General features: G+C 66.5%; 15 protein-coding genes and 5 pseudogenes. 13 read left to right on the top strand and 7 right to left on the bottom strand.

The features are described from left to right. Positions 1 to 37 precede the first annotated feature (37 nt). Entirely contained in the window at positions 38 to 1,078 is a 1,041-nt protein-coding gene (locus MHEC_RS14100; RefSeq protein ID WP_048893843.1) for a tyrosine-type recombinase/integrase, read from the top strand. Further along, a complete protein-coding gene (locus MHEC_RS14095) occupies positions 1,075 to 2,901 on the top strand; it encodes a tyrosine-type recombinase/integrase (protein WP_201399466.1) in 1,827 nt (608 codons plus the stop codon). The genes MHEC_RS14100 and MHEC_RS14095 overlap by 4 nt, the downstream gene beginning before the upstream one ends. Before the next feature lie 87 nt (positions 2,902 to 2,988). Here the strand turns inward: MHEC_RS14095 and MHEC_RS24410 are convergent. From MHEC_RS24410 to MHEC_RS24405, 3 genes and pseudogenes are all read right to left on the bottom strand, one after another. Next, positions 2,989 to 3,408 (bottom strand): annotated as a pseudogene (locus tag MHEC_RS24410) (tyrosine-type recombinase/integrase); the annotation flags it as partial. A gap of 935 nt (positions 3,409 to 4,343) precedes the next feature. Next, the gene (locus MHEC_RS14085) at positions 4,344 to 5,276 is read right to left on the bottom strand and encodes a tyrosine-type recombinase/integrase (RefSeq protein WP_236591477.1); all 933 of its coding nucleotides are present in this window, start codon (positions 5,274 to 5,276) and stop codon (positions 4,344 to 4,346) included. Between the two features lie 22 nt (positions 5,277 to 5,298). After that, a protein-coding gene (locus MHEC_RS24405) for an IS3 family transposase (RefSeq protein ID WP_414018099.1) occupies positions 5,299 to 6,599 on the bottom strand; the annotation gives its coding sequence in 2 pieces (ribosomal slippage) (positions 5,299 to 6,326 and positions 6,326 to 6,599; 1,302 coding nt in all). Between the two features lie 91 nt (positions 6,600 to 6,690). Here MHEC_RS24405 and MHEC_RS14075 point away from each other — a divergent pair. The 4 genes and pseudogenes from MHEC_RS14075 to MHEC_RS24395 all read left to right on the top strand — a co-directional run bounded on the left by MHEC_RS14075 (position 6,691) and on the right by MHEC_RS24395 (position 9,165). After that, positions 6,691 to 7,110 carry a sigma-70 family RNA polymerase sigma factor gene (locus tag MHEC_RS14075; protein ID WP_330849073.1) on the top strand — a complete coding sequence of 140 codons (420 nt, stop codon included), beginning with the start codon at positions 6,691 to 6,693 and terminating at the stop codon, positions 7,108 to 7,110. A gap of 118 nt (positions 7,111 to 7,228) precedes the next feature. Beyond that, positions 7,229 to 7,987, top strand: a pseudogene (locus MHEC_RS14070) (DDE-type integrase/transposase/recombinase); the annotation flags it as partial. Between the two features lie 180 nt (positions 7,988 to 8,167). Beyond that, positions 8,168 to 8,692, top strand: coding sequence for a site-specific integrase (locus tag MHEC_RS24400; protein WP_236591489.1), 525 nt, complete (start codon positions 8,168 to 8,170; stop codon positions 8,690 to 8,692). After that, positions 8,647 to 9,165 (top strand): tyrosine-type recombinase/integrase, encoded by a 519-nt coding sequence (locus tag MHEC_RS24395; protein ID WP_236591488.1) that lies wholly within the window; start codon positions 8,647 to 8,649, stop codon positions 9,163 to 9,165. The genes MHEC_RS24400 and MHEC_RS24395 overlap by 46 nt, the downstream gene beginning before the upstream one ends. A gap of 280 nt (positions 9,166 to 9,445) precedes the next feature. Here MHEC_RS24395 and MHEC_RS24390 read toward each other — a convergent pair whose 3' ends face one another. Next, entirely contained in the window at positions 9,446 to 9,964 is a 519-nt protein-coding gene (locus MHEC_RS24390) for a hypothetical protein (RefSeq protein ID WP_071700545.1), read from the bottom strand. An 84-nt stretch (positions 9,965 to 10,048) separates the two neighbouring features. Here MHEC_RS24390 and MHEC_RS25065 point away from each other — a divergent pair. Next, positions 10,049 to 10,597 (top strand): annotated as a pseudogene (locus MHEC_RS25065) (tyrosine-type recombinase/integrase); the annotation flags it as partial. Between the two features lie 87 nt (positions 10,598 to 10,684). Here MHEC_RS25065 and MHEC_RS14055 read toward each other — a convergent pair. Both MHEC_RS14055 and MHEC_RS14050 read right to left on the bottom strand, forming a co-directional pair. Beyond that, complete coding sequence (locus tag MHEC_RS14055) at positions 10,685 to 12,511, bottom strand: tyrosine-type recombinase/integrase (RefSeq protein WP_201399521.1); 1,827 nt, start codon at positions 12,509 to 12,511, stop codon at positions 10,685 to 10,687. Beyond that, complete coding sequence (locus tag MHEC_RS14050; protein WP_048893843.1) at positions 12,508 to 13,548, bottom strand: tyrosine-type recombinase/integrase; 1,041 nt, start codon at positions 13,546 to 13,548, stop codon at positions 12,508 to 12,510. The genes MHEC_RS14055 and MHEC_RS14050 overlap by 4 nt, the downstream gene beginning before the upstream one ends. A gap of 99 nt (positions 13,549 to 13,647) precedes the next feature. Here MHEC_RS14050 and MHEC_RS14045 point away from each other — a divergent pair, with 99 nt between their 5' ends. The 6 genes and pseudogenes from MHEC_RS14045 to MHEC_RS14020 all read left to right on the top strand — a co-directional run bounded on the left by MHEC_RS14045 (position 13,648) and on the right by MHEC_RS14020 (position 17,494). Then, positions 13,648 to 14,067: a hypothetical protein gene (locus MHEC_RS14045; RefSeq protein ID WP_200902221.1), complete on the top strand. Its 420-nt coding sequence runs from the start codon at positions 13,648 to 13,650 to the stop codon at positions 14,065 to 14,067. Then, positions 14,064 to 14,366: a DUF6262 family protein gene (locus tag MHEC_RS14040; protein ID WP_201399582.1), complete on the top strand. Its 303-nt coding sequence runs from the start codon at positions 14,064 to 14,066 to the stop codon at positions 14,364 to 14,366. The genes MHEC_RS14045 and MHEC_RS14040 overlap by 4 nt, the downstream gene beginning before the upstream one ends. A gap of 50 nt (positions 14,367 to 14,416) precedes the next feature. Beyond that, positions 14,417 to 15,121 (top strand): annotated as a pseudogene (locus tag MHEC_RS14035) (Mu transposase C-terminal domain-containing protein); the annotation flags it as partial. A 38-nt stretch (positions 15,122 to 15,159) separates the two neighbouring features. Beyond that, entirely contained in the window at positions 15,160 to 15,933 is a 774-nt protein-coding gene (locus MHEC_RS14030) for an ExeA family protein (protein WP_235434982.1), read from the top strand. 158 nt (positions 15,934 to 16,091) lie between these two features. Further along, positions 16,092 to 16,298: pseudogene (locus MHEC_RS14025) on the top strand (integrase core domain-containing protein); the annotation flags it as partial. Positions 16,299 to 16,351: 53 nt separating this feature from the next. Further along, positions 16,352 to 17,494: an acyl-CoA dehydrogenase family protein gene (locus MHEC_RS14020; RefSeq protein WP_048893645.1), complete on the top strand. Its 1,143-nt coding sequence runs from the start codon at positions 16,352 to 16,354 to the stop codon at positions 17,492 to 17,494. Positions 17,495 to 17,518: 24 nt separating this feature from the next. On the opposite strand, the gene MHEC_RS14015 is transcribed toward MHEC_RS14020, so the two are convergent. Beyond that, complete coding sequence (locus MHEC_RS14015) at positions 17,519 to 18,853, bottom strand: TetR family transcriptional regulator (protein ID WP_048893646.1); 1,335 nt, start codon at positions 18,851 to 18,853, stop codon at positions 17,519 to 17,521. Positions 18,854 to 19,062 lie beyond the last annotated feature (209 nt).

Genomic DNA, 19,062 nt, shown 5'->3' with positions numbered 1-19,062 from the left:
TGGGCGCGGATGCTGGCGGCAGGAGGTTGCCGTGTTCATGCCGTGCCTGGTCCGTCACCATCGTGGGGCGGAGTTGGCCGCGATCACCCTGGGGCATCCGCTGCTGGATGACTACCTGGCCTTCGTTGCGGCACGGGCCCGAACGAACACTTGGCTGGCGGTGGCCTCGGATTTGAAGATCTTCTTCGGTGTGGTTGCCAAGGAACCGACCCAGGTGAGCGCCGCAGATGTGTTCGCGTTCTTGGCGTTTCAACGCACTGCCCGTTTGGGTGAGCGGGTGGTGCGGTTGGAGGACGGCGAGCCGGGCCTGGCGGCGCGCACGATCGCCCGCCGGTTGTCCAGTGTGCGTGGCCTGTATGCCTACCTCGCGGCCCGCGGTGACACCGGCGTAAGCCGCAACCCGGTGCCGACCAGCCTGGCCGCCCGCCGCCCCGGTGCTCGGCGCGGGAAGGGCGGGATGGCGTTGATCCGCACCCCGCGTACGCTGCCCCGGGTGCTGGCGCCAAGCGAGGTCGACGCGCTGCGGGCGGCGCTGCGCACCCACCGCGACCGGGCCATGGTCGAGGCGATGCTGCTGGGTGGACTGCGACGCTGCGAGGTGCTGGGCCTGCGCCTCGACGACGTCAACGCCGGCGAGCGGCGGGTGTTCGTGGCCGAAGGCAAGGGCGGTCGGCAGCGGATGGTGCCGGTATCGGCGCGGTTCTTCGCATCGCTGGGGGACTATCTGGATCAGGAGCGGCCGCGGACGTCGACCGATCGGGTGTTCGTGGTGTTGAAGGGGCCCCGGCGTGGCGAGCCGTTGTCGGCCGCCGGTCTGGACGAGATCCTCGACGGTGCGCGCGCTCGCGCCGGGCTGACCCAGGCGACGTGCCATCAGCTGCGGCACACCTGTTTCACCCGGCTGCGGGAGGCGGGGATGGCACTGGAGGCGATCCAAGCCCAGGCCGGCCACGCCTCGATCGACTCCACCCGCATCTACCTGCACCTGGCCAACGACTGGTTGGAACGGGAGTACCTGCGGGCCGCCGAAGCGATCGAGGCGCAGGTCGTCGCCTCCGGTGAGGCGGCCGAGGCATGAACCGCTCACCAGCACATCGCCCCGACATCGAAGAGCTCGTCGAGGCGTATCGGGCCGACCTGGTTGCGGCCGGGATGTTCGCCGGACATCCGGTGACCTCGGTGGCCCGCACGTTCTTCACCCGCGTGGGTGTGGCGGGCTGGTCTGCGTTGCCGCTGGCAACCCAGTGCGCTTTGCCGCTGAAGGATCGACGGGTGGTTGGTTGGCTGATCGTGACGGGACGGCTGCGGCCCAGCCCGGACTATCTCGTGGCGTGCCGGCCCTACCTCGGCGAAGTCGCCGCCCATCATCACCGCGGATTCCACCAACGGTTCGTCGCGACCTCCACCGAGCTCGGGTTTGATCCCATCGTGACCCGCCTGCAGTGGTCGGCGCTGGCCAAGGTGGCCGCGCTGGCCGGGCTGACTCCCGAGCAGCTGACCCAGCCGGTGATCGATGAGCAGCGAAAAGCGTTGAGTGCCGCGATAACTCGTCACCGACCCGGCAGCCACGGCGCCAAAGCACTGAGCGCGGCGCTGTTCGGTGCGCAGACCACCCTGTTCCACCTCGGCGTCCTCGACAGCGCGCCCCGCAAGACCAGCCCAAACCGCTCGGCTGAGCGGGCCGCCCAGTGGGCGGCGGTTCCGCCGCGGCTGGCGGCCACCCTGACCGGTTACATCGCCCAGACGCGGCTGTCGCTGCGGGCCTCGACGATGGTGCGTGTCGAGGGCGTGCTGCGGGAGTTCGCCGGCTGGCTGGCCGCGAACGCCCCCGAGGTGGTCTGTGTTGCTGACCTGCGTCGGGCACACATCGAGGCCTACAAGCTGCACCTGGCCACCCGTCCTTCGGCGCGCGGCGGCCGGTTGTCCAAGATCAGTCTCGCCGAACATCTCGGCACCCTGCGCACCTGCTTCGACCGGCTCACCGAATGGGACGGCGACGATATTCCCGCCCGCGTGCTCGTGTTCGCCGGCGACCTGCCGATCCGCGACGAGCCGCTGCCCCGCTTCCTCGACGACGCCGCGTTCACCAAGCTGCTGCAGGCCGCGCGCGCCGCCGACGACCCGTTTGTCCGGCTGTGCGTGGAGTTCCTGGCCCGCACCGGCCTGCGTAAGGGCGAATTCCTCGATCTCACAGTCGATTCCGTGGTGCAGATCGGGGCCGCGTACTGGTTGCACGTGCCGCTCGGGAAACTGCGCAACGACCGGTACATTCCGTTGCATCCCCAACTCAAGGATCTCCTCGACGAATGGCTCGCCGCCCGACCCGTCAGCCTGCGCAGCTGCTACCTGTTCGTTGAGTACGGCCAACGCATCGGGGAGGGCCGCGTCGATCGGGCCGTCGCTGAAACCGCGAAAGTGGCTGGCATCGGCCGTGTTTCGCCCCATCGTCTCAGACATACCTTGGCAACCCAGGCGATCAACCGCGGTATGTCGCTGGAAGCGCTGGCCGCGCTGTTGGGTCACCGATCTATGCGGATGACGCTCGTTTACGCTCGAATCGCCGATCGCACCGTCGCCGACGAATACTTCACCGTCAGCGAAAAGGTCGAGGCCCTCTACGATCAGCCGCGCGCACTTCCCGCCGACGCCGAAGGCGCCGAAATGCGAAAGCTCCGCGCCGAGATGCACCGTCGGATGCTCGGTAACGGCTACTGCGCCCGACCCGTCGGCCTGGACTGCCACTTCGAATCCATCTGCGAATCCTGCACCTTCTTTCAGACCACCATCGCCTTCCGGCCCACTCTGCAGGCACAACGCGACGACGCTGCCGAGAAAGGACAGCTCGGCCGCCAGAAAGTGTTCGACGGACTGCTCGCCCGACTCGATCAAACCGCCTCCTGACAAGACGCACTTGACAAGATCACCCGCATAATGGCCGAGCAGCGCCATCAGCGCCTGCAGCGACACCCCGCAGTTGATCAGCGCGGTGGCGTTGCCGATGCCGGCCGCGCCCGCGACGCGGCGCAACGCCGAAGTGACGCGGTGATGGCTAATCGGCCGTCTGTGTTCGATCAGAAGGTGATTGGTGCGCAACCCATTGGGTCTATGGTTGGCGATCCAGTCATCAAGGAGTTCTTTGAGCTGTGGGTGCAGCGGGATGTAGCGGTCGTTGTGCAACTTGCCGATCGGGATGCGCAGCCAGTAGGCGGATCCGATCTGCACGACGGCGTCGACGGTGAGGGCCAGCAGCTCGCTGCGGCGTATCCCGGTGCGGGCAAGCAATTCAACGATCAGCCGAGACAGCGGATCGGCCTCGCTGCGGGTAGCGCGCAGCAACTTGGCTGCTGCGGCGTCGTCGAGGAACCGCGGCAGCGGCTTGTCGATGATGGGCAGGTCGCCGGGGAACATCAGTGCCCTGGTCGGCGCGTCCGGGTAGCCCCACTCGGCGATCCGGGTGAGAAAGCAGTGCAGGTTGATCAGCGTGTTCTTGATGCTGACCCGGTTGAGCGGCTTGCCGGTGGATGGCCTGGCGTGCGTGCACAGCCACGCCTTGAATGCCTCGATGTGTTCGCGCCGGAGATCAGCGCAGCCGGTGACGTCGGGGTGGGTGTCGGCCAGCCAGATTCCGAATCGGCGCAGGTCCAGGTCTATGTGTCGGACGGTGCTCGGTCGCAGACTCAGCGCGACTTGTGCGAGGTATCGCTGCGCGGTCTCGACGAACTTTATTGGCGCCGTGTCCCATCCGGTGTCCGAGGATTGGTGTTGCACCGCCGGTGGGCGCAGCGTAGAAATCTGGCCGGCGTGGAAGAGCGTCAGCCGCAAGCGGTGAAAAACCGCGGCCACGTTCTTGCCCGCGGTGGGCTTGCCGCGGCGGGCATACGCGGTGAGCATCGCCACACGGGCGGCGTCGAAATGCTCGTCGGTGATCGCGCGCGGTGACACACCGGTGATGGCAGTAACCTTCGCCAGGATGTTCCACTGCGCCGCGGTGTCCCTGGCCGAAACGCCGATGCGAGAACAGGCTTCGTTGAACCAGTGGTAATCGGCGGGGCAAAACGACCGTGCCGGCAGGCCCGGCCGCAGGTCGGTGCGGCTGAGCAGCTCGGCGTCCACAGTGATGCGGCCAGTGACCATCAGCCAGGACGTGAACGAACGCGCCTTGACCACAACGTCGAGCCGCTGCTCGGCGGTGAGCCCATCCCATCCGCCAGCCCGCCGGATCTTGCCCTCGCAGGTGTATGCCGATCGGGTCGTTGACCGGCCCGTCTTGTGCCCTGAGGCCCGCATCGCGGCCAGATAGTCCTCGACGAGCCAGGAGTCGTCTACCACCACCGACGCGGGCATCAGGGTGCCTGCATCGCTTGCGCATCGATCGCCTCGACCGCTCGCCGGTATTCGTCGGCGAGCCAACCGTTGGCCAAGTGCAAGTAAATGCGGGTCGATTCCAGCGAGCGATGCCCGGCCTGGGCCTGGATCGCCTCCAACGCCATCCCGGCCTCACGCAGCCGGGTAAAACAGGTGTGCCGCAGTTGATGACAGGTCAGGTGCTCAATGCCGGCTCGACGCCGAGCACCAGCGATGATCTCATCGAGCCCGGCCGCGCTGAGCGGCCGACCCCGACGTTGGCCCTTGAGCACCACGAACACGTGATCGGTTGACGCGGTATGCGGCCGCTCCAGCTCCAGGTAACTGGCCAAAGTGGTGAAAAAGCGCGGTGACACCGGCACGATGCGCTGGTGACCGCCCTTGCCGTCGGCGATGAACAACCGCTTCTCACCGGGACGCACGTCACCCAGCCGCAGCCCGAGCACCTCGCACCGACGCAGCCCACCCAGCAGCATCGCCTGTACCATCGCCCGGTCCCGGTGGGTGCGCAGCGCCCTCATCAAGGCGTCGGCCTGATCGGGGTCGATCACCCGCGGCACAGTGCGCGGGGTGCGAATCAACGGCACGCCACGCACCGCCCGACTCGGAGTCCGCGTCGACAATCCCTGCGGCACTGGGTTTCTAGAAACAACGCCACGAACGATCAGATACTCGAACAGCCCGGCGACCGAGGCCAGCCGCCGCTTGATCGTGCGCGCCGACAGTCCAGCCTCACCGTCGTCAATCCGCACCACTTCCGCGCCACGCCTCGGCTGGCGCTGGGCAGCGATGAATGACAACACGTCGGCATCGGTGACCTCCTCTGGCGCCTTGGCGACCTCAGTGAAGAACACCTTCAGATCGAACGCGGCAGCCAGCACCGTGTTCGGGCGCGCCCGGGCTGCGACCATCCCCAAATAGTCGTCGACCAGCTCATGCCCCAGCCGAAGAACGCCACCGCCAACTGGGTGAACCAGGCAAGGCACGAACACGACAACCTCCCGCCCACAGCATCCGCGCCCGCCCCGCGGGACAGCAGCAGACACGCCGAAAATCACCCGCATATCCAAACCAGTGGACCCAGTCGGCGGTGAGGTGCTCGACATCGTGCACCGAGCGCAGCGGCCCGGTTGGGAACGGTGAGTCTTTCCGGATCGCTTCGGTCTTATAGAGACCAATTATTGTCTCCGCCAACGCATTATCGTAGGCGTCTCCGACCGTTCCAATCGACGGCTTCATGCCGGCGAGCATGATCGTCTCCCCGCAGTGCACCGACGTGTACTGCGACCCGGCATCAGAGTGGTGAATCGTCGACCCCGCCAGCGGGTGGCCTTCACGGGCCCGCAGCGCTGCGGCCTGACGGAGCGCCGATTCGACGAACCACGAGTGCTTGGTCGTTGAGCACGCCCAGCCGAGGATCCGCCCGGCGTAGGCATCGACGACGAACGCGGTGTAGACGAACACCCCGGTGACCAGGCGAACGTAGGTGAAATCGGCGACCAGAAGCCGGTTGGGGGCATCGACGGCGAAGGTGCGATCCACCAGGTCCGGTGCCCGCTGCGCGGCGGGATCGGCCACGGTAGTGCGGACCTTCTTGACCCGCCGCACCCCCTGCCAGCCGTTGGCCCGCATGAGACGCTCCACGGTGCATTTGGCCACCGGAATGCCCCGTCGTTGCAGGTGAGCCCACATCTTGGCCGCACCGTAGAGTGACTCGGGCTTGCGGCGACCATCAGCATCGGGGGTGTAGTAGCCGGCCAGGATCTCAGCGACCGTCATGTCCCACAAGACCCGTTTCGATGGTGGGCGAGCCTGCCAGGCGTAGAAGGTTCTCGGGGCGATCTTGCAGCCACGCTCGCTCAGCACGCGGCAGATCGGAGCGACCCCGAACCGAGCACGATGCTCGGCGATGAATACACAAATCAACGGTGTCGCGGGTCGCTCTCCCGCGCGAAGAAACTTGTTGCCGCCTTCAGGATTTCGATAGTCTGCTCAAGCTCACGGTTCTTCTTACGCAGCTCGCGCAACTCCCGGCTCTCCGCCGTCGATACCCCAGCAGCCTGGCCGTCGTCGATCTCGGCCTGGCGCACCCACTTGCGCAGGGTCTCCGCGCTCATCCCCAACCGGGCCGAGATGGCCCGCATCGCCGCCCACTCGGTGTCGTACTCGTCGCGATGCTCCCGGACCAGCCGGACCGCCCTGGCCTTCATGTCCTGGTCGTACCTCGTTGCCATCGTGCCATCCTTCCCTCAAAAGAAGGTGTGCACGAAACCCGGGATGGTCCATGATGTGGTGCGGCCGCGGCGGGCGAGATGCCGAGTGTGCATGGTGACCCACGTGTTGTTGCCGGTGACTGTGTTGTTGCGTAGAGCGTATGCAGCGGAACGGATTTGGGCCGCGTTGATAGCTCGTGCTCAGGGGTTGGGGCATCGCCGGATCGCCGCGGATGTGGGGGTGCCGGCGGCGACGGTGCGGGGTTGGCTGCGCCGGGCGGCGCAGCGGCTGGAGGTGATCCGGTCGTGGTTTATCGGTGTCGCGGTGGCCGCCGGGGTGGACGTGGTGATCCCGGATGGGACGGGTTGTGCGTGGCGGGATGCGTTGGCCGCGGTGGCGACCGCGACCGTGGCGATCCGGTTCCGCTTCGGTGCGGGTGGGTTGCTGGGCGCGGTGACGCCAGATCGGGTAGCGGTCGCGGCCAGTGGTGGTCGGCTGCTGGCACCGCGCTGGTCGCCACCGCGGCGCTGAGGCTGCACAACACGAATCGCCCCTGACGCGTAAGCGGCGTGATCGGTGATCCTCACCAAGGCACCTGCGCGGCAACGGTTTCGGGCAGGGCCTTCGATTGGAGAGGAAAACCGAGAAGATGTCGTTGGAGGAGCACAAGCGCCGCGAGCGAGCCCAAGCAATCGGGTTGTTCCGCTATCAGCTGATCTGTCCGGCCCTAGATGCGGGGTTATCGACCAAGCAGCGCGGCAAGCTGGTGCGCCAGATCGCCGCCGGTACCCATAGCGACCCATTCGGCAATCAGGTGCGGATCTCGCGGGAGACGCTGGACCGTTGGATCCGCCGCTACCGGTCCGGCGGGTTCGAGGCGCTGGTGCCCGCGCCGCGCCGGCTGGCCGCGCGTACCGACGCGCAGGTGCTGGAGCTGGCCGCGTCGCTCAAGCGGGAGAATCCGACCCGCACCGCCACGCAGGTGGCTCGGATCCTGCGCACCGCGACCGGGTGGGCGCCCTCGGAGTCCACCTTGCTACGCCATTTTCACCGGCTGGAGTTGATGGGCCCGGCCACCGGCGAGCTACCCGGGGTGTTCGGCCGGTTCGAGGCCGCCGACCCCAATGAGCTGTGGTGCGGCGATGCTCTGCACGGCCCGCGGGTTGGCGACCGCAAGACCTACCTTTTCGCCTTCATCGACGATCACTCTCGGTTGTTGGCCGGCTACCGGTTTGGCTTCGCCGAAGACACCGTGCGCTTGGCCGCAGCGTTGCGCCCCGCACTGGCTGCCCACGGGGTGCCTGGCTCGGTCTATGTCGATAACGGCTCGGCGTTTTGTGACGCCTGGTTGTTGCGGGCATGTGCGAAACTCGGGGTGCGCCTTGTTCATTCCCAACCAGGTCGGCCTCTCTTAACCGGCTAATGGTTACTGGTTGTTGGCTACGACACGCCGTTTTTCCTGGGGTGCTTGATTTGCGTTGAGACGTTAGGCATATGTGAGTCCCATGGCAGCAGAGCAGACGGTCGAGTCGTTGTGTGCAGTCGAGCGGCAGGGGCGCTGGTCGCTGGTCGGGGCGGGCCGGCTGGCATGGATCTGGTCAACGACTACCTGAGCTATCTGGCCGATCGCGCTTACTCGCCGCGCACGGTGCGCGCCTACGCGTTCGACCTGCTGGCGTTCGCGCGGTGGCTGGCCGCCGAGCGCCTTGGGGTCAACGAGGTCACCACGGAGGTGTTGCTGCGGTTCTTGGCGTTCTGCCGGTCGGCGTTGCCGCCGGTCCGGCCGGGCGGCAACGTGTACTCGATCCGCGATGGCCGCAACGTCGGCTACGCGCCGACGACGATCAACCGGCGGCTCGCCGCGATCTCGGGGTTGTATTCCTATCGGCAGATGCGGGATGGATCGGCGGACAACCCGGTACCGCGCGGGGTCCGGCACGCCGCGCAGCCGGGGAGGCTAGCGGTCTGCTGGCTCACCTGCGAAAGCCAAAGCAGCGCTCGCGGTTACGGGTGCGGGAGCCTCGGCGGTTGCCGCGCGGCCTGGACCGCAAGGAGACGACGGCGCTGGTGGGCAGCCTGCGCACCGACCGGGATCGCGCGATCGCGGGGTTGATGCTGTTCTGCGGGTTGCGCTCGGCCGAGGTGCTGGGTCTTCGGGTCCGCGATATCGACATCGGCGGCTGGGTACGGGTCATCGGCAAGGGCGACAAGGAGCGCCGAGTTCCGTTGGATCCAGACGTGGCCGCGCTGATCCAGACCTACCTGTTCGCCGAGCGGCCCGAATCAGATTGCGACACATTGTTTCTGGTCGCAAAGGGCCCCAACCGGGGCGAGCCGCTGACCCCGGCTGGATTGCGCACGATCTTTCGCTACCACCGGGCGAAGGCCGGGGTGCCTGCCGGGCATCCGCATGCGCTGCGGCACTCGTTTGGCACCGCGCTGGCCGAGGCGGGAGTTGACCTATCGGTACTACAGGCGCTGATGGGCCACGACCACGTCGACTCCTCGGCCGCCTACATTCACCTGTCCCCGACGCATGTGCGTGCCGCCTACGATGCCGCCCGTGATCGCCAGCGCGCCCACTGAGGGGGCTGTTGCCGCGCGGCGGCCAGCGCCGCGCGGCGAGGAGTTGCTGTCGGGGTATGTGGCCGCGTTGGCGGCCCGTGGTGCGGGGAATCGATCGTTACTGGCAACGGCCCGCGTGTTTCTGACCCGCTGGCCCGATCCACAGGCCTGGGCCGAGCTGCCGCTGTCGGTGCGGTTGTCGGCCGGTTGGACGGTTCGGCCGCTGTTGAATTATCTGATGCTGTCCGGATATCTGCGCCCGGGCTACGACTATCTGCTCGAACGTAAGCTGGCTGCCATCCTACGGGAGGCACACACAAGCCCCTTGGCTGGTTATGTGACCCGATTCCTTTCCGCAGCAACCGAACTGGGCTACACACCCCGGGTAGCGGCGGGGCTGGCCAGCCAGGTCGCGGTGCGCATGCTGATCCAGACCGGCCACCCGCTTACCGAGCTTGACGATACCGATATCGCCGAGTTCAGCGCCGCGATCACCGCCCGCGAACAAGCACATCAGCGGCCACTCCAGCACTACCGGACCGCGTTGTATGCCACCCGCGCTGTTCTGTATCACCTGGGTGGGCAGGTCACCCCAACTGCGAAAAACACCGCGCATCTGCGTTGGCCGTGGCGGCGTCACTTCGCCAGTGTTCCAACCGGATTGGCTGATTCGCTGGTCGCCTACCTGGAATGCGCCTCGGGCACTCGCACCCGATCGACCGTGTTGGGCATCGCTAGCCGCCTGGGCCATTTCGCCCAGTTCCTCGCCGACCACGATCCAGCGTTGATCAGCCTGGCCGACCTCGATCGGCAACGTCACATTGAGCCTTACTTAGCCGCCGTGGCCGCCGCGACCAACCCGCGCACCGGCGCGGTGTTGTCGGCCTCCGAACGGCGCTCGCGGGTGCTGACCGTCGGGCGGCTAATCGACGACATCAACGAATGGGGCTGGGCCGAGGCGCCCGGCCGCAAGCTCGTGTTTGCCCGCGATGTGCCCCGACTGCCCAGGGCGCTGCCCCGCTACCTGCCCCCGGACGCCGATCGGCGGCTGTCGCAGGCGCTGCACGCCTCGCCGAACCGGCTGCGCGCCGACGCACTACTGCTGCTGCGCGCCACCGGGATGCGCATCGGCGAACTGCTCGACTTGGAACTGGACTGTGTGCATGAGGTTCCCGGCGCCGGGGCCTGGTTGAAGGTTCCGCTGGGCAAGCTCGACACCGAGCGGATGGTGCCCATCGACGACGAGACCCTCGAGTTGGTCGACCGCATCGTCGCGCACCGCTCGCCCGGCAAGCCACTGCCACACCCACGCACCGGCAAGCCGGTCCAGTTCCTGCTCACTCATCAGGGGCGCCGCATATCGGTGGACGTCCTGCGCAACGAACTTGCCCGCGCCGCCACCGAAGCAGGATTGAAATCCGTTACACCACACCAACTTCGACACACCTACGCCACCGCGCTGATCAACTGCGGGGTGTCGCTGCAGGCGCTGATGGCGCTGCTCGGCCATTATGCGGGTGATCTTGTCAAGTGCGTCTTGTCAGGAGGCGGTTTGATCGAGTCGGGCGAGCAGTCCGTCGAACACTTTCTGGCGGCCGAGCTGTCCTTTTTCGGCAGCGTCGTCGCGTTGTGCCTGCAGAGTGGGCCGGAAGGCGATGGTGGTCTGAAAGAAGGTGCAGGATTCGCAGATGGATTCGAAGTGGCAGTCCAGGCCGACGGGTCGGGCGCAGTAGCCGTTACCGAGCATCCGACGGTGCATCTCGGCGCGGAGCTTTCGCATTTCGGCGCCTTCGGCGTCGGCGGGAAGTGCGCGCGGCTGATCGTAGAGGGCCTCGACCTTTTCGCTGACGGTGAAGTATTCGTCGGCGACGGTGCGATCGGCGATTCGAGCGTAAACGAGCGTCATCCGCATAGATCGGTGACCCAACAGCGCGGCCAGCGCTTCCAGCGACATACCGCGGTTGATCGCCTGGGTTGCCAAGGTATGTCTGAGACGATGGGGCGAAACACGGCCGATGCCAGCCACTTTCGCGGTTTCAGCGACGGCCCGATCGACGCGGCCCTCCCCGATGCGTTGGCCGTACTCAACGAACAGGTAGCGGCTGCGCAGGCTGACGGGTCGGGCGGCGAGCCATTCGTCGAGGAGATCCTTGAGTTGGGGATGCAACGGAATGTACCGGTCGTTGCGCAGTTTCCCGAGCGGCACGTGCAACCAGTACGCGGCCCCGATCTGCACCACGGAATCGACTGTGAGATCGAGGAATTCGCCCTTACGCAGGCCGGTGCGGGCCAGGAACTCCACGCACAGCCGGACAAACGGGTCGTCGGCGGCGCGCGCGGCCTGCAGCAGCTTGGTGAACGCGGCGTCGTCGAGGAAGCGGGGCAGCGGCTCGTCGCGGATCGGCAGGTCGCCGGCGAACACGAGCACGCGGGCGGGAATATCGTCGCCGTCCCATTCGGTGAGCCGGTCGAAGCAGGTGCGCAGGGTGCCGAGATGTTCGGCGAGACTGATCTTGGACAACCGGCCGCCGCGCGCCGAAGGACGGGTGGCCAGGTGCAGCTTGTAGGCCTCGATGTGTGCCCGACGCAGGTCAGCAACACAGACCACCTCGGGGGCGTTCGCGGCCAGCCAGCCGGCGAACTCCCGCAGCACGCCCTCGACACGCACCATCGTCGAGGCCCGCAGCGACAGCCGCGTCTGGGCGATGTAACCGGTCAGGGTGGCCGCCAGCCGCGGCGGAACCGCCGCCCACTGGGCGGCCCGCTCAGCCGAGCGGTTTGGGCTGGTCTTGCGGGGCGCGCTGTCGAGGACGCCGAGGTGGAACAGGGTGGTCTGCGCACCGAACAGCGCCGCGCTCAGTGCTTTGGCGCCGTGGCTGCCGGGTCGGTGACGAGTTATCGCGGCACTCAACGCTTTTCGCTGCTCATCGATCACCGGCTGGGTCAGCTGCTCGGGAGTCAGCCCGGCCAGCGCGGCCACCTTGGCCAGCGCCGACCACTGCAGGCGGGTCACGATGGGATCAAACCCGAGCTCGGTGGAGGTCGCGACGAACCGTTGGTGGAACCCGCGGTGATGATGGGCGGCGACTTCGCCGAGGTAGGGCCGGCACGCCACGAGATAGTCCGGGCTGGGCCGCAGCCGTCCCGTCACGATCAGCCAACCAACCACCCGTCGATCCCTCAGCGGCAAAGCGCACTGGGTTGCCAGCGGCAACGCAGACCAGCCCGCCACACCCACGCGGGTGAAGAACGCGCGGGCCACCGAGGTCACCGGATGTCCGGCGAACATCCCGGCCGCAACCAGGTCGGCCCGATACGCCTCGACGAGCTCTTCGATGTCGGGGCGATGTGCTGGTGAGCGGTTCATGCCTCGGCCGCCTCACCGGACGCGACGACCTGCGCCTCGATCGCTTCGGCGGCCCGCAGGTACTCCCGTTCCAACCAGTCGTTGGCCAGGTGCAGGTAGATGCGGGTGGAGTCGATCGAGGCGTGGCCGGCCTGGGCTTGGATCGCCTCCAGTGCCATCCCCGCCTCCCGCAGCCGGGTGAAACAGGTGTGCCGCAGCTGATGGCACGTCGCCTGGGTCAGCCCGGCGCGAGCGCGCGCACCGTCGAGGATCTCGTCCAGACCGGCGGCCGACAACGGCTCGCCACGCCGGGGCCCCTTCAACACCACGAACACCCGATCGGTCGACGTCCGCGGCCGCTCCTGATCCAGATAGTCCCCCAGCGATGCGAAGAACCGCGCCGATACCGGCACCATCCGCTGCCGACCGCCCTTGCCTTCGGCCACGAACACCCGCCGCTCGCCGGCGTTGACGTCGTCGAGGCGCAGGCCCAGCACCTCGCAGCGTCGCAGTCCACCCAGCAGCATCGCCTCGACCATGGCCCGGTCGCGGTGGGTGCGCAGCGCCGCCCGCAGCGCGTCGACCTCGCTTGGCGCCAGCACCCGGGGCAGCGTGCGCGGGGTGCGGATCAACGCCATCCCGCCCTTCCCGCGCCGAGCACCGGGGCGGCGGGCGGCCAGGCTGGTCGGCACCGGGTTGCGGCTTACGCCGGTGTCACCGCGGGCCGCGAGGTAGGCATACAGGCCACGCACACTGGACAACCGGCGGGCGATCGTGCGCGCCGCCAGGCCCGGCTCGCCGTCCTCCAACCGCACCACCCGCTCACCCAAACGGGCAGTGCGTTGAAACGCCAAGAACGCGAACACATCTGCGGCGCTCACCTGGGTCGGTTCCTTGGCAACCACACCGAAGAAGATCTTCAAATCCGAGGCCACCGCCAGCCAAGTGTTCGTTCGGGCCCGTGCCGCAACGAAGGCCAGGTAGTCATCCAGCAGCGGATGCCCCAGGGTGATCGCGGCCAACTCCGCCCCACGATGGTGACGGACCAGGCACGGCATGAACACGGCAACCTCCTGCCGCCAGCATCCGCGCCCACCCCGCTGGATCACGGCAGACACGCCGAAGATCACCCGTATATCAAACACGTTTCTGCAGAAATGAGCCTGCGCTACGGGCGGCTCTTTGACGAAACCGTCCGCGCTGACTACGAACGCGCACTCATCCAGGCCAAGGCCCAACTCGGGCCCGTGCTGCCCGAGCGCACCCAGCTGCCCATCACCGACATCAGCAACGGCAGCAATGACTGGAAGGACACCCCCACGATCAAGGCGCGACTGGCCGGCGGATATTGCCTGCGCACCCCCGCCCAAGGAGCCTGCGCCTACGCCAACATCTGCGAGCACTGCCCGAACTTCCGCACCGAATCGACCTTCCTATCGATCCTGGCCACCCAACGCGCCGACGCCGCCGCACTGGCCGCCGACGCCGACGCCCGCGGCTGGGGCGCCGAAGCCACTCGCCACCGCCGTTTGGTCGAACGCCTCGACCAGGTCATGAACCAAACGGACACGCCGTGACCGACGAACCCGCCGTTCGCGTTGAACGCGCCTGTCAGGCACTGCTGACTACCGGCGAGCCCATCACCTTCGACGCCGTGGCCGCCCACACCGGCATCGGCCGCGCCACCCTCTACCGGCGACCCGAACTGCGCGCCATCGTCGAACAACATCGCCAACACGGCCGCGAGGCACTCACTCTCACAGGACTACAAGTCCAAATCGACCAGCTCCGCCTCGCCCTAGAAGCCGTCGCTTCCAAGACACGCCGCCACGAAGAGCAACTCCGAAAACTCCACCGCTCCAACCGAGCCAAATAGCCCACCACACCGCGACCACAAACCACGAGCGACCCGGATTGGCCGGATAACCTCAAGGTCGGGGCAAGATCGAACGATTCTTTCGCACCGTACGCGAACAATTCCTGGTGGAGGTGACTGACACCAGCACCGAAGACCTCGCTGCCGCCGGGGTCGATCACGCCACCGCGTTGTTGGAGCTTAACCGGCTGTTCGTCGCCTGGGTGGAAACCGAATATCACCGCCGCACCCATACCGAGACCGGGCAAAGCCCGCTGGATCGGTGGGAGGCCGGCTGGGACCGGCTCGGGCGGACCCCGGCCATGCCGACCGCCGATGATTTGACCGAGGCGTTTTTGTGGTCCGAATACCGCGTGGTGACCAAGACCGCCACCGTGTCGCTGCACGCTAACACCTACCAGGTCGACGCGGCCCTGGTTGGGCGCAAGGTGGAGCTGGTGTTCTCCCCATTCGACCTGGAAACCGTCGAAGTCCGCTACCGCGACAAGAGTTTCGGCAAAGCCCTGCCGCACAGCATCTCTCGCCACACCCACCCCAAGGCCAAACCGGAAACACCCGAGCTCGAGCCGCCGGCAGCGACGGGGATCGACTATTTGGCGCTGACCGCCGCCGCTCACCACGAGCAGCTACGCCGCGACGAACGCATCGGCTATCACGCCCTCTACGGCCAGGACGGCGAGATTGCCGGCCAGCTATCCCTCGACGACCTTGCACCCAGCGGCGACGCCGATCACGATGGTGAGGTGTCGGCGTGAGTATCCAACGGCTGCAATCACATTGGGGATTCACCCGGATGCCGTTCGGACGTGACCTGGCGCCAGCCATGCTGCACCGCCATAGCGGCCACGGTGAGGCGGTCGCCCGCATCACCTGGTGTGTGGACCAGCGTGCGATCGGAGTGATCACCGGCGAGGTCGGCGCGGGCAAGACCGTGGCCGTGCGGGCGGCCACCGCCAACCTGGATCCGTCTCGGCACGTGTTCATCTACCTGGCCAACCCCACCATCGGGGTGCGCGGCATGCTCACCCACATCGTGGCCGCGCTCGGGCACACCCCCGCCTATCACAAATCAGCCCTGGCCCCCCAAGCCGCCGAGGCGCTGGCCACCGAACACGCCGAACGGGGCCGCAATCCCGTGCTGGTCGTCGATGAGGCCCACCTACTCGATAACCACCAGCTCGAAGCGATCCGGCTCTTGACCAACCACGAGATGGACAGTGGATCCCCGTTCGCCGTCGTGCTCATCGGCCAACCCAGCCTGCGCCACCGGCTCCGGCTCGGGGTGCTCGCCGCGTTAGATCAGCGCATCGCAGTCCGCTACACCATCGCCGGGATGAACGGCGCCGACACCGCCGACTACATCCGCCATCACTGCAAAATCGCCGGACGCTCCGACACCCTCTTCTCCGAGGACGCCATCGGGCTGATCCACAACGCCTCCCGCGGTCACCCCCGCGCGGTCAACAACCTGGCCCTGCACGCGCTGACCGCCGCGTTCGCCGCCGATCACGCCATCGTCGACGAAAAGGCCGCTCGCATCGCGATCAGCGAAACCGCCGCGGACTGAACCTGATTCACGTCAACACGACCAGCACCGCATCAACCCGACCAGCACTCCGTCACCACGCCCACCACGGCCCCGCTCACCACACCGAGCGGGGCCGTTCTCATCATCGGATCGTCGTCAACATCGATGACGCCCTCATCGTCATCTTCAGCGACGCGCAACAACCGGGGCGGTTCAAGCGGTTCAACCGCACCCTGGCTACCGAGTGGGCCTACGCCCAGACCTATCTATCCGAGGCCGACCGAGCCAGTACCTACCAGAACTGGCTGCATCACTACAATCACCACCGACCCCACACCGGCATCGGCGGAAAGACACCAATCGAGCGCCTACGCGTTTACAACCTGCCCGTGAAGAACACCTAGGAAGGACCGCTGGCTTTCCACGCAAAGCGTCATCCCGTTTGGAAGGAACACTGATGAAACGACTGGTTTTCGAATCCGAACACGAGCAGCTGCGGGAAACGACCCGACAGTACATCGAGCAGGAGGTCGCGCCGTACGCGCGGAAGTGGGAACGCGAGCGAATCGTGGACCGCTCCGCGTACCTGGCGGCGGGCAAGTACGGGCTGATCGGGTTCAACCTGCCGGAGAAGTACGGAGGCGGCGGGTCCGACGACTTCCGGTTCAACGCGGTGATCGTGGAAGAGCTGGCGAAGTTCGGGTCGGTGACACCTGCACTGAGTTTGCAAAACGACATCGTCGGCCCCTACCTGAAATCGCTGGCCACCGAGGAGCAGCAGGCGCGCTGGCTGCCCGGCTACATCACCGGCGAGATCATCGGCGCGATCGCGATGAGCGAACCCAGTGCCGGCAGTGACCTGGCCGGCATCCGCACCTCGGCGGTGCGCGATGGCGACGACTGGATCCTCAACGGCGCCAAGACGTTCATCTCCGCAGGTATTAACTCCGACATCATCATCGTGGTGGCCCGCACCGACCCCGAAGCCGGGCACAAAGGCTTCTCGTTGCTGGTCGTCGAGCGCGGCATGGAGGGCTTCACCCGCGGGCGCAAGCTAGACAAGATGGGCCAACATGCCCAGGACACCGCCGAGCTGCACTTCGACAACGTGCGGATACCCGGTAACAACCTGCTGGGCGAACAGAACCGCGGCTTCTACCACCTAATGCACAACCTTCCCTTCGAGCGGCTGTCCATCGCGATCGGCGCGGTCGCCGGCGCCCGCGAAACCTGGCGTGAGACATTGCAATATGCCAAGGACCGGAAGGCGTTCGGGCAGCCGATCGGCAGCTTCCAGCACAACAGGTTCGTGCTGGCCGAGCTCGACACCGAGCTCGACATCGCTGAGCAGTACATCGACCGGTGCCTGCGGGCCGTGGTCGATAAGGAGCTCACCGCAGTCCAGGCCGCGAAGGCGAAGTGGTGGTGCACCGAGCTGGCCAAGAAGGTCGTCGACGCATGCGTGCAGTTGCACGGCGGCTACGGGTACATCAACGAATACAAAGTGGCCAAGGACTACGTGGACGCCCGAATTCAGACCATCTTCGGCGGCACCACTGAGATCATGAAAGACATCATCGGGCGCGACCTAGGTCTTTAACGCTGTGGCGCCGGACCGGTGAGATTAAACGGATTTCGACGTTGAGCCCTGGAGGCTGCGGTTGTCGGCGCGGACCTTGGTAACGCCGTCGAATACCAGCGTGGCCACCTGGGTCGCCAATTCTTCCGGGCTTAACATGCCATCAGGTCGATACCACTCGACGGCCCAGTTGAGGGCGCCGGTGAGCAACATCGTGGTCACCGGCGGGTCGGTGTCCGTTCTGATCTCGCCGGAGGCGATGGCGTCTTCCATAAGGCTGCGCCAGTACTGGAGGTAGGCCCGCTGGTGGTTGACCGTCTGGTTGCGTACGCTGTCCGGGATTTGGCCCAGTATCCGCACGAGCGCCGATGTATACATGCTGTTTCGCAGCACGGAAAGCAGGTGAGCGGTCAACGCGGTGGAGAACCGGTCGAGCGCTGTGGCATCAGCGGGCAGGGCGTCGACGCTGAGGCGTGCCAGACCGTCGGTTCGTTTCCAGGCGTCAAGCAGCATTTCGACCACGAGGTGATCGCGCGACTTGAAGTAGTAATACATGCTGCCGGTCTGGATGCCAGAGGCCGCCGCCACATCGGCCAGCCGGGTGCCGGCGTAGCCCATTTCCCGGAAGACCTTGGCGGCGGCATCGAGGATCCGCTGGGCGCCCTCGGCCTTTGTGGCGTCCTCCCGGCTTCTGCGAAGGACCTCTTTCTTCTCGGCGGCGGCGATGGCGTTAAGGCTGTTGTCGATCGATCGTGCCGCTTGCCGATGCACCGCCAGGCCGTCGAGGAACAGCGCACCGAACTGGACTTTGAGGTCGGCGGGCGCCAGTCCGCCATGGCGGGGGTGAAACCAGTCCGGGACCGAGTTCATCGCGCCAAGCAGCAGCATCCGCAGCGCCGAACTGTTGATGTCTGTCCGGAGTTCACCGGAGGCATGTGCGTCATTGACGAGCGAACGCCAGAAGTCGCCGTATTCGCGCTGTTCATGAAGCCGCCGCTTGCGGATCTCTTCGGGAACTTGGCCGATGATTCTGATCGTCGCCGCGGTGTAGTCGCCAATCTGTAGAACCGAGTCCAAATGGGCCGAGATGGCCTCGCGGAGCCGGTCGAGGTCAGACGCATCGTCGGGAAGGGCGGCGACGCGTCGCCTGACGAAGCCGCTGGTGCGCTCCTGACCGACGCGCAGCACTTCTTCGACAAGTTCTTCTCGCGATGGAAAGTAGTAGTACAGGCTGCCGGCCTGCGTGTTGGCGGCGGCGGCAATGTCAGATAGCCGCGTTCCCGCATACCCCTTGGCAGCGAGCGTGTGGGCGGCGGCGTCCAGGATGCGTGCTCGGGTCGCCACGCCCTTCTTGCCCGGCTTGCCGCGTGTGTTAGCCATCAGTGCACCCCACTCTTCGGTCGCCCCGCCGAGGTCTCTCGCATGGCTGCCAATTCTATGCGAGCTCTGGGCAACACCTTGTGTATCGAAATTGTGAGAGTCACTGCAGCGAACGGACGCCAGCTCCGGCGACCTCCTGCCAGGAAGGACCGCCTGGCATCGTACACCATTTCACTCTAACCTGAATTAGGTTAGAATTCTCGACAACC

Source organism: Mycobacterium heckeshornense (assembly GCF_016592155.1).
In the GTDB taxonomy this organism is placed as follows: Bacteria; Actinomycetota; Actinomycetes; order Mycobacteriales; family Mycobacteriaceae; genus Mycobacterium; species Mycobacterium heckeshornense.
Note: the sequence above shows the minus strand (reverse complement) of the source record. Positions and strands in the feature narration are given on the sequence as shown.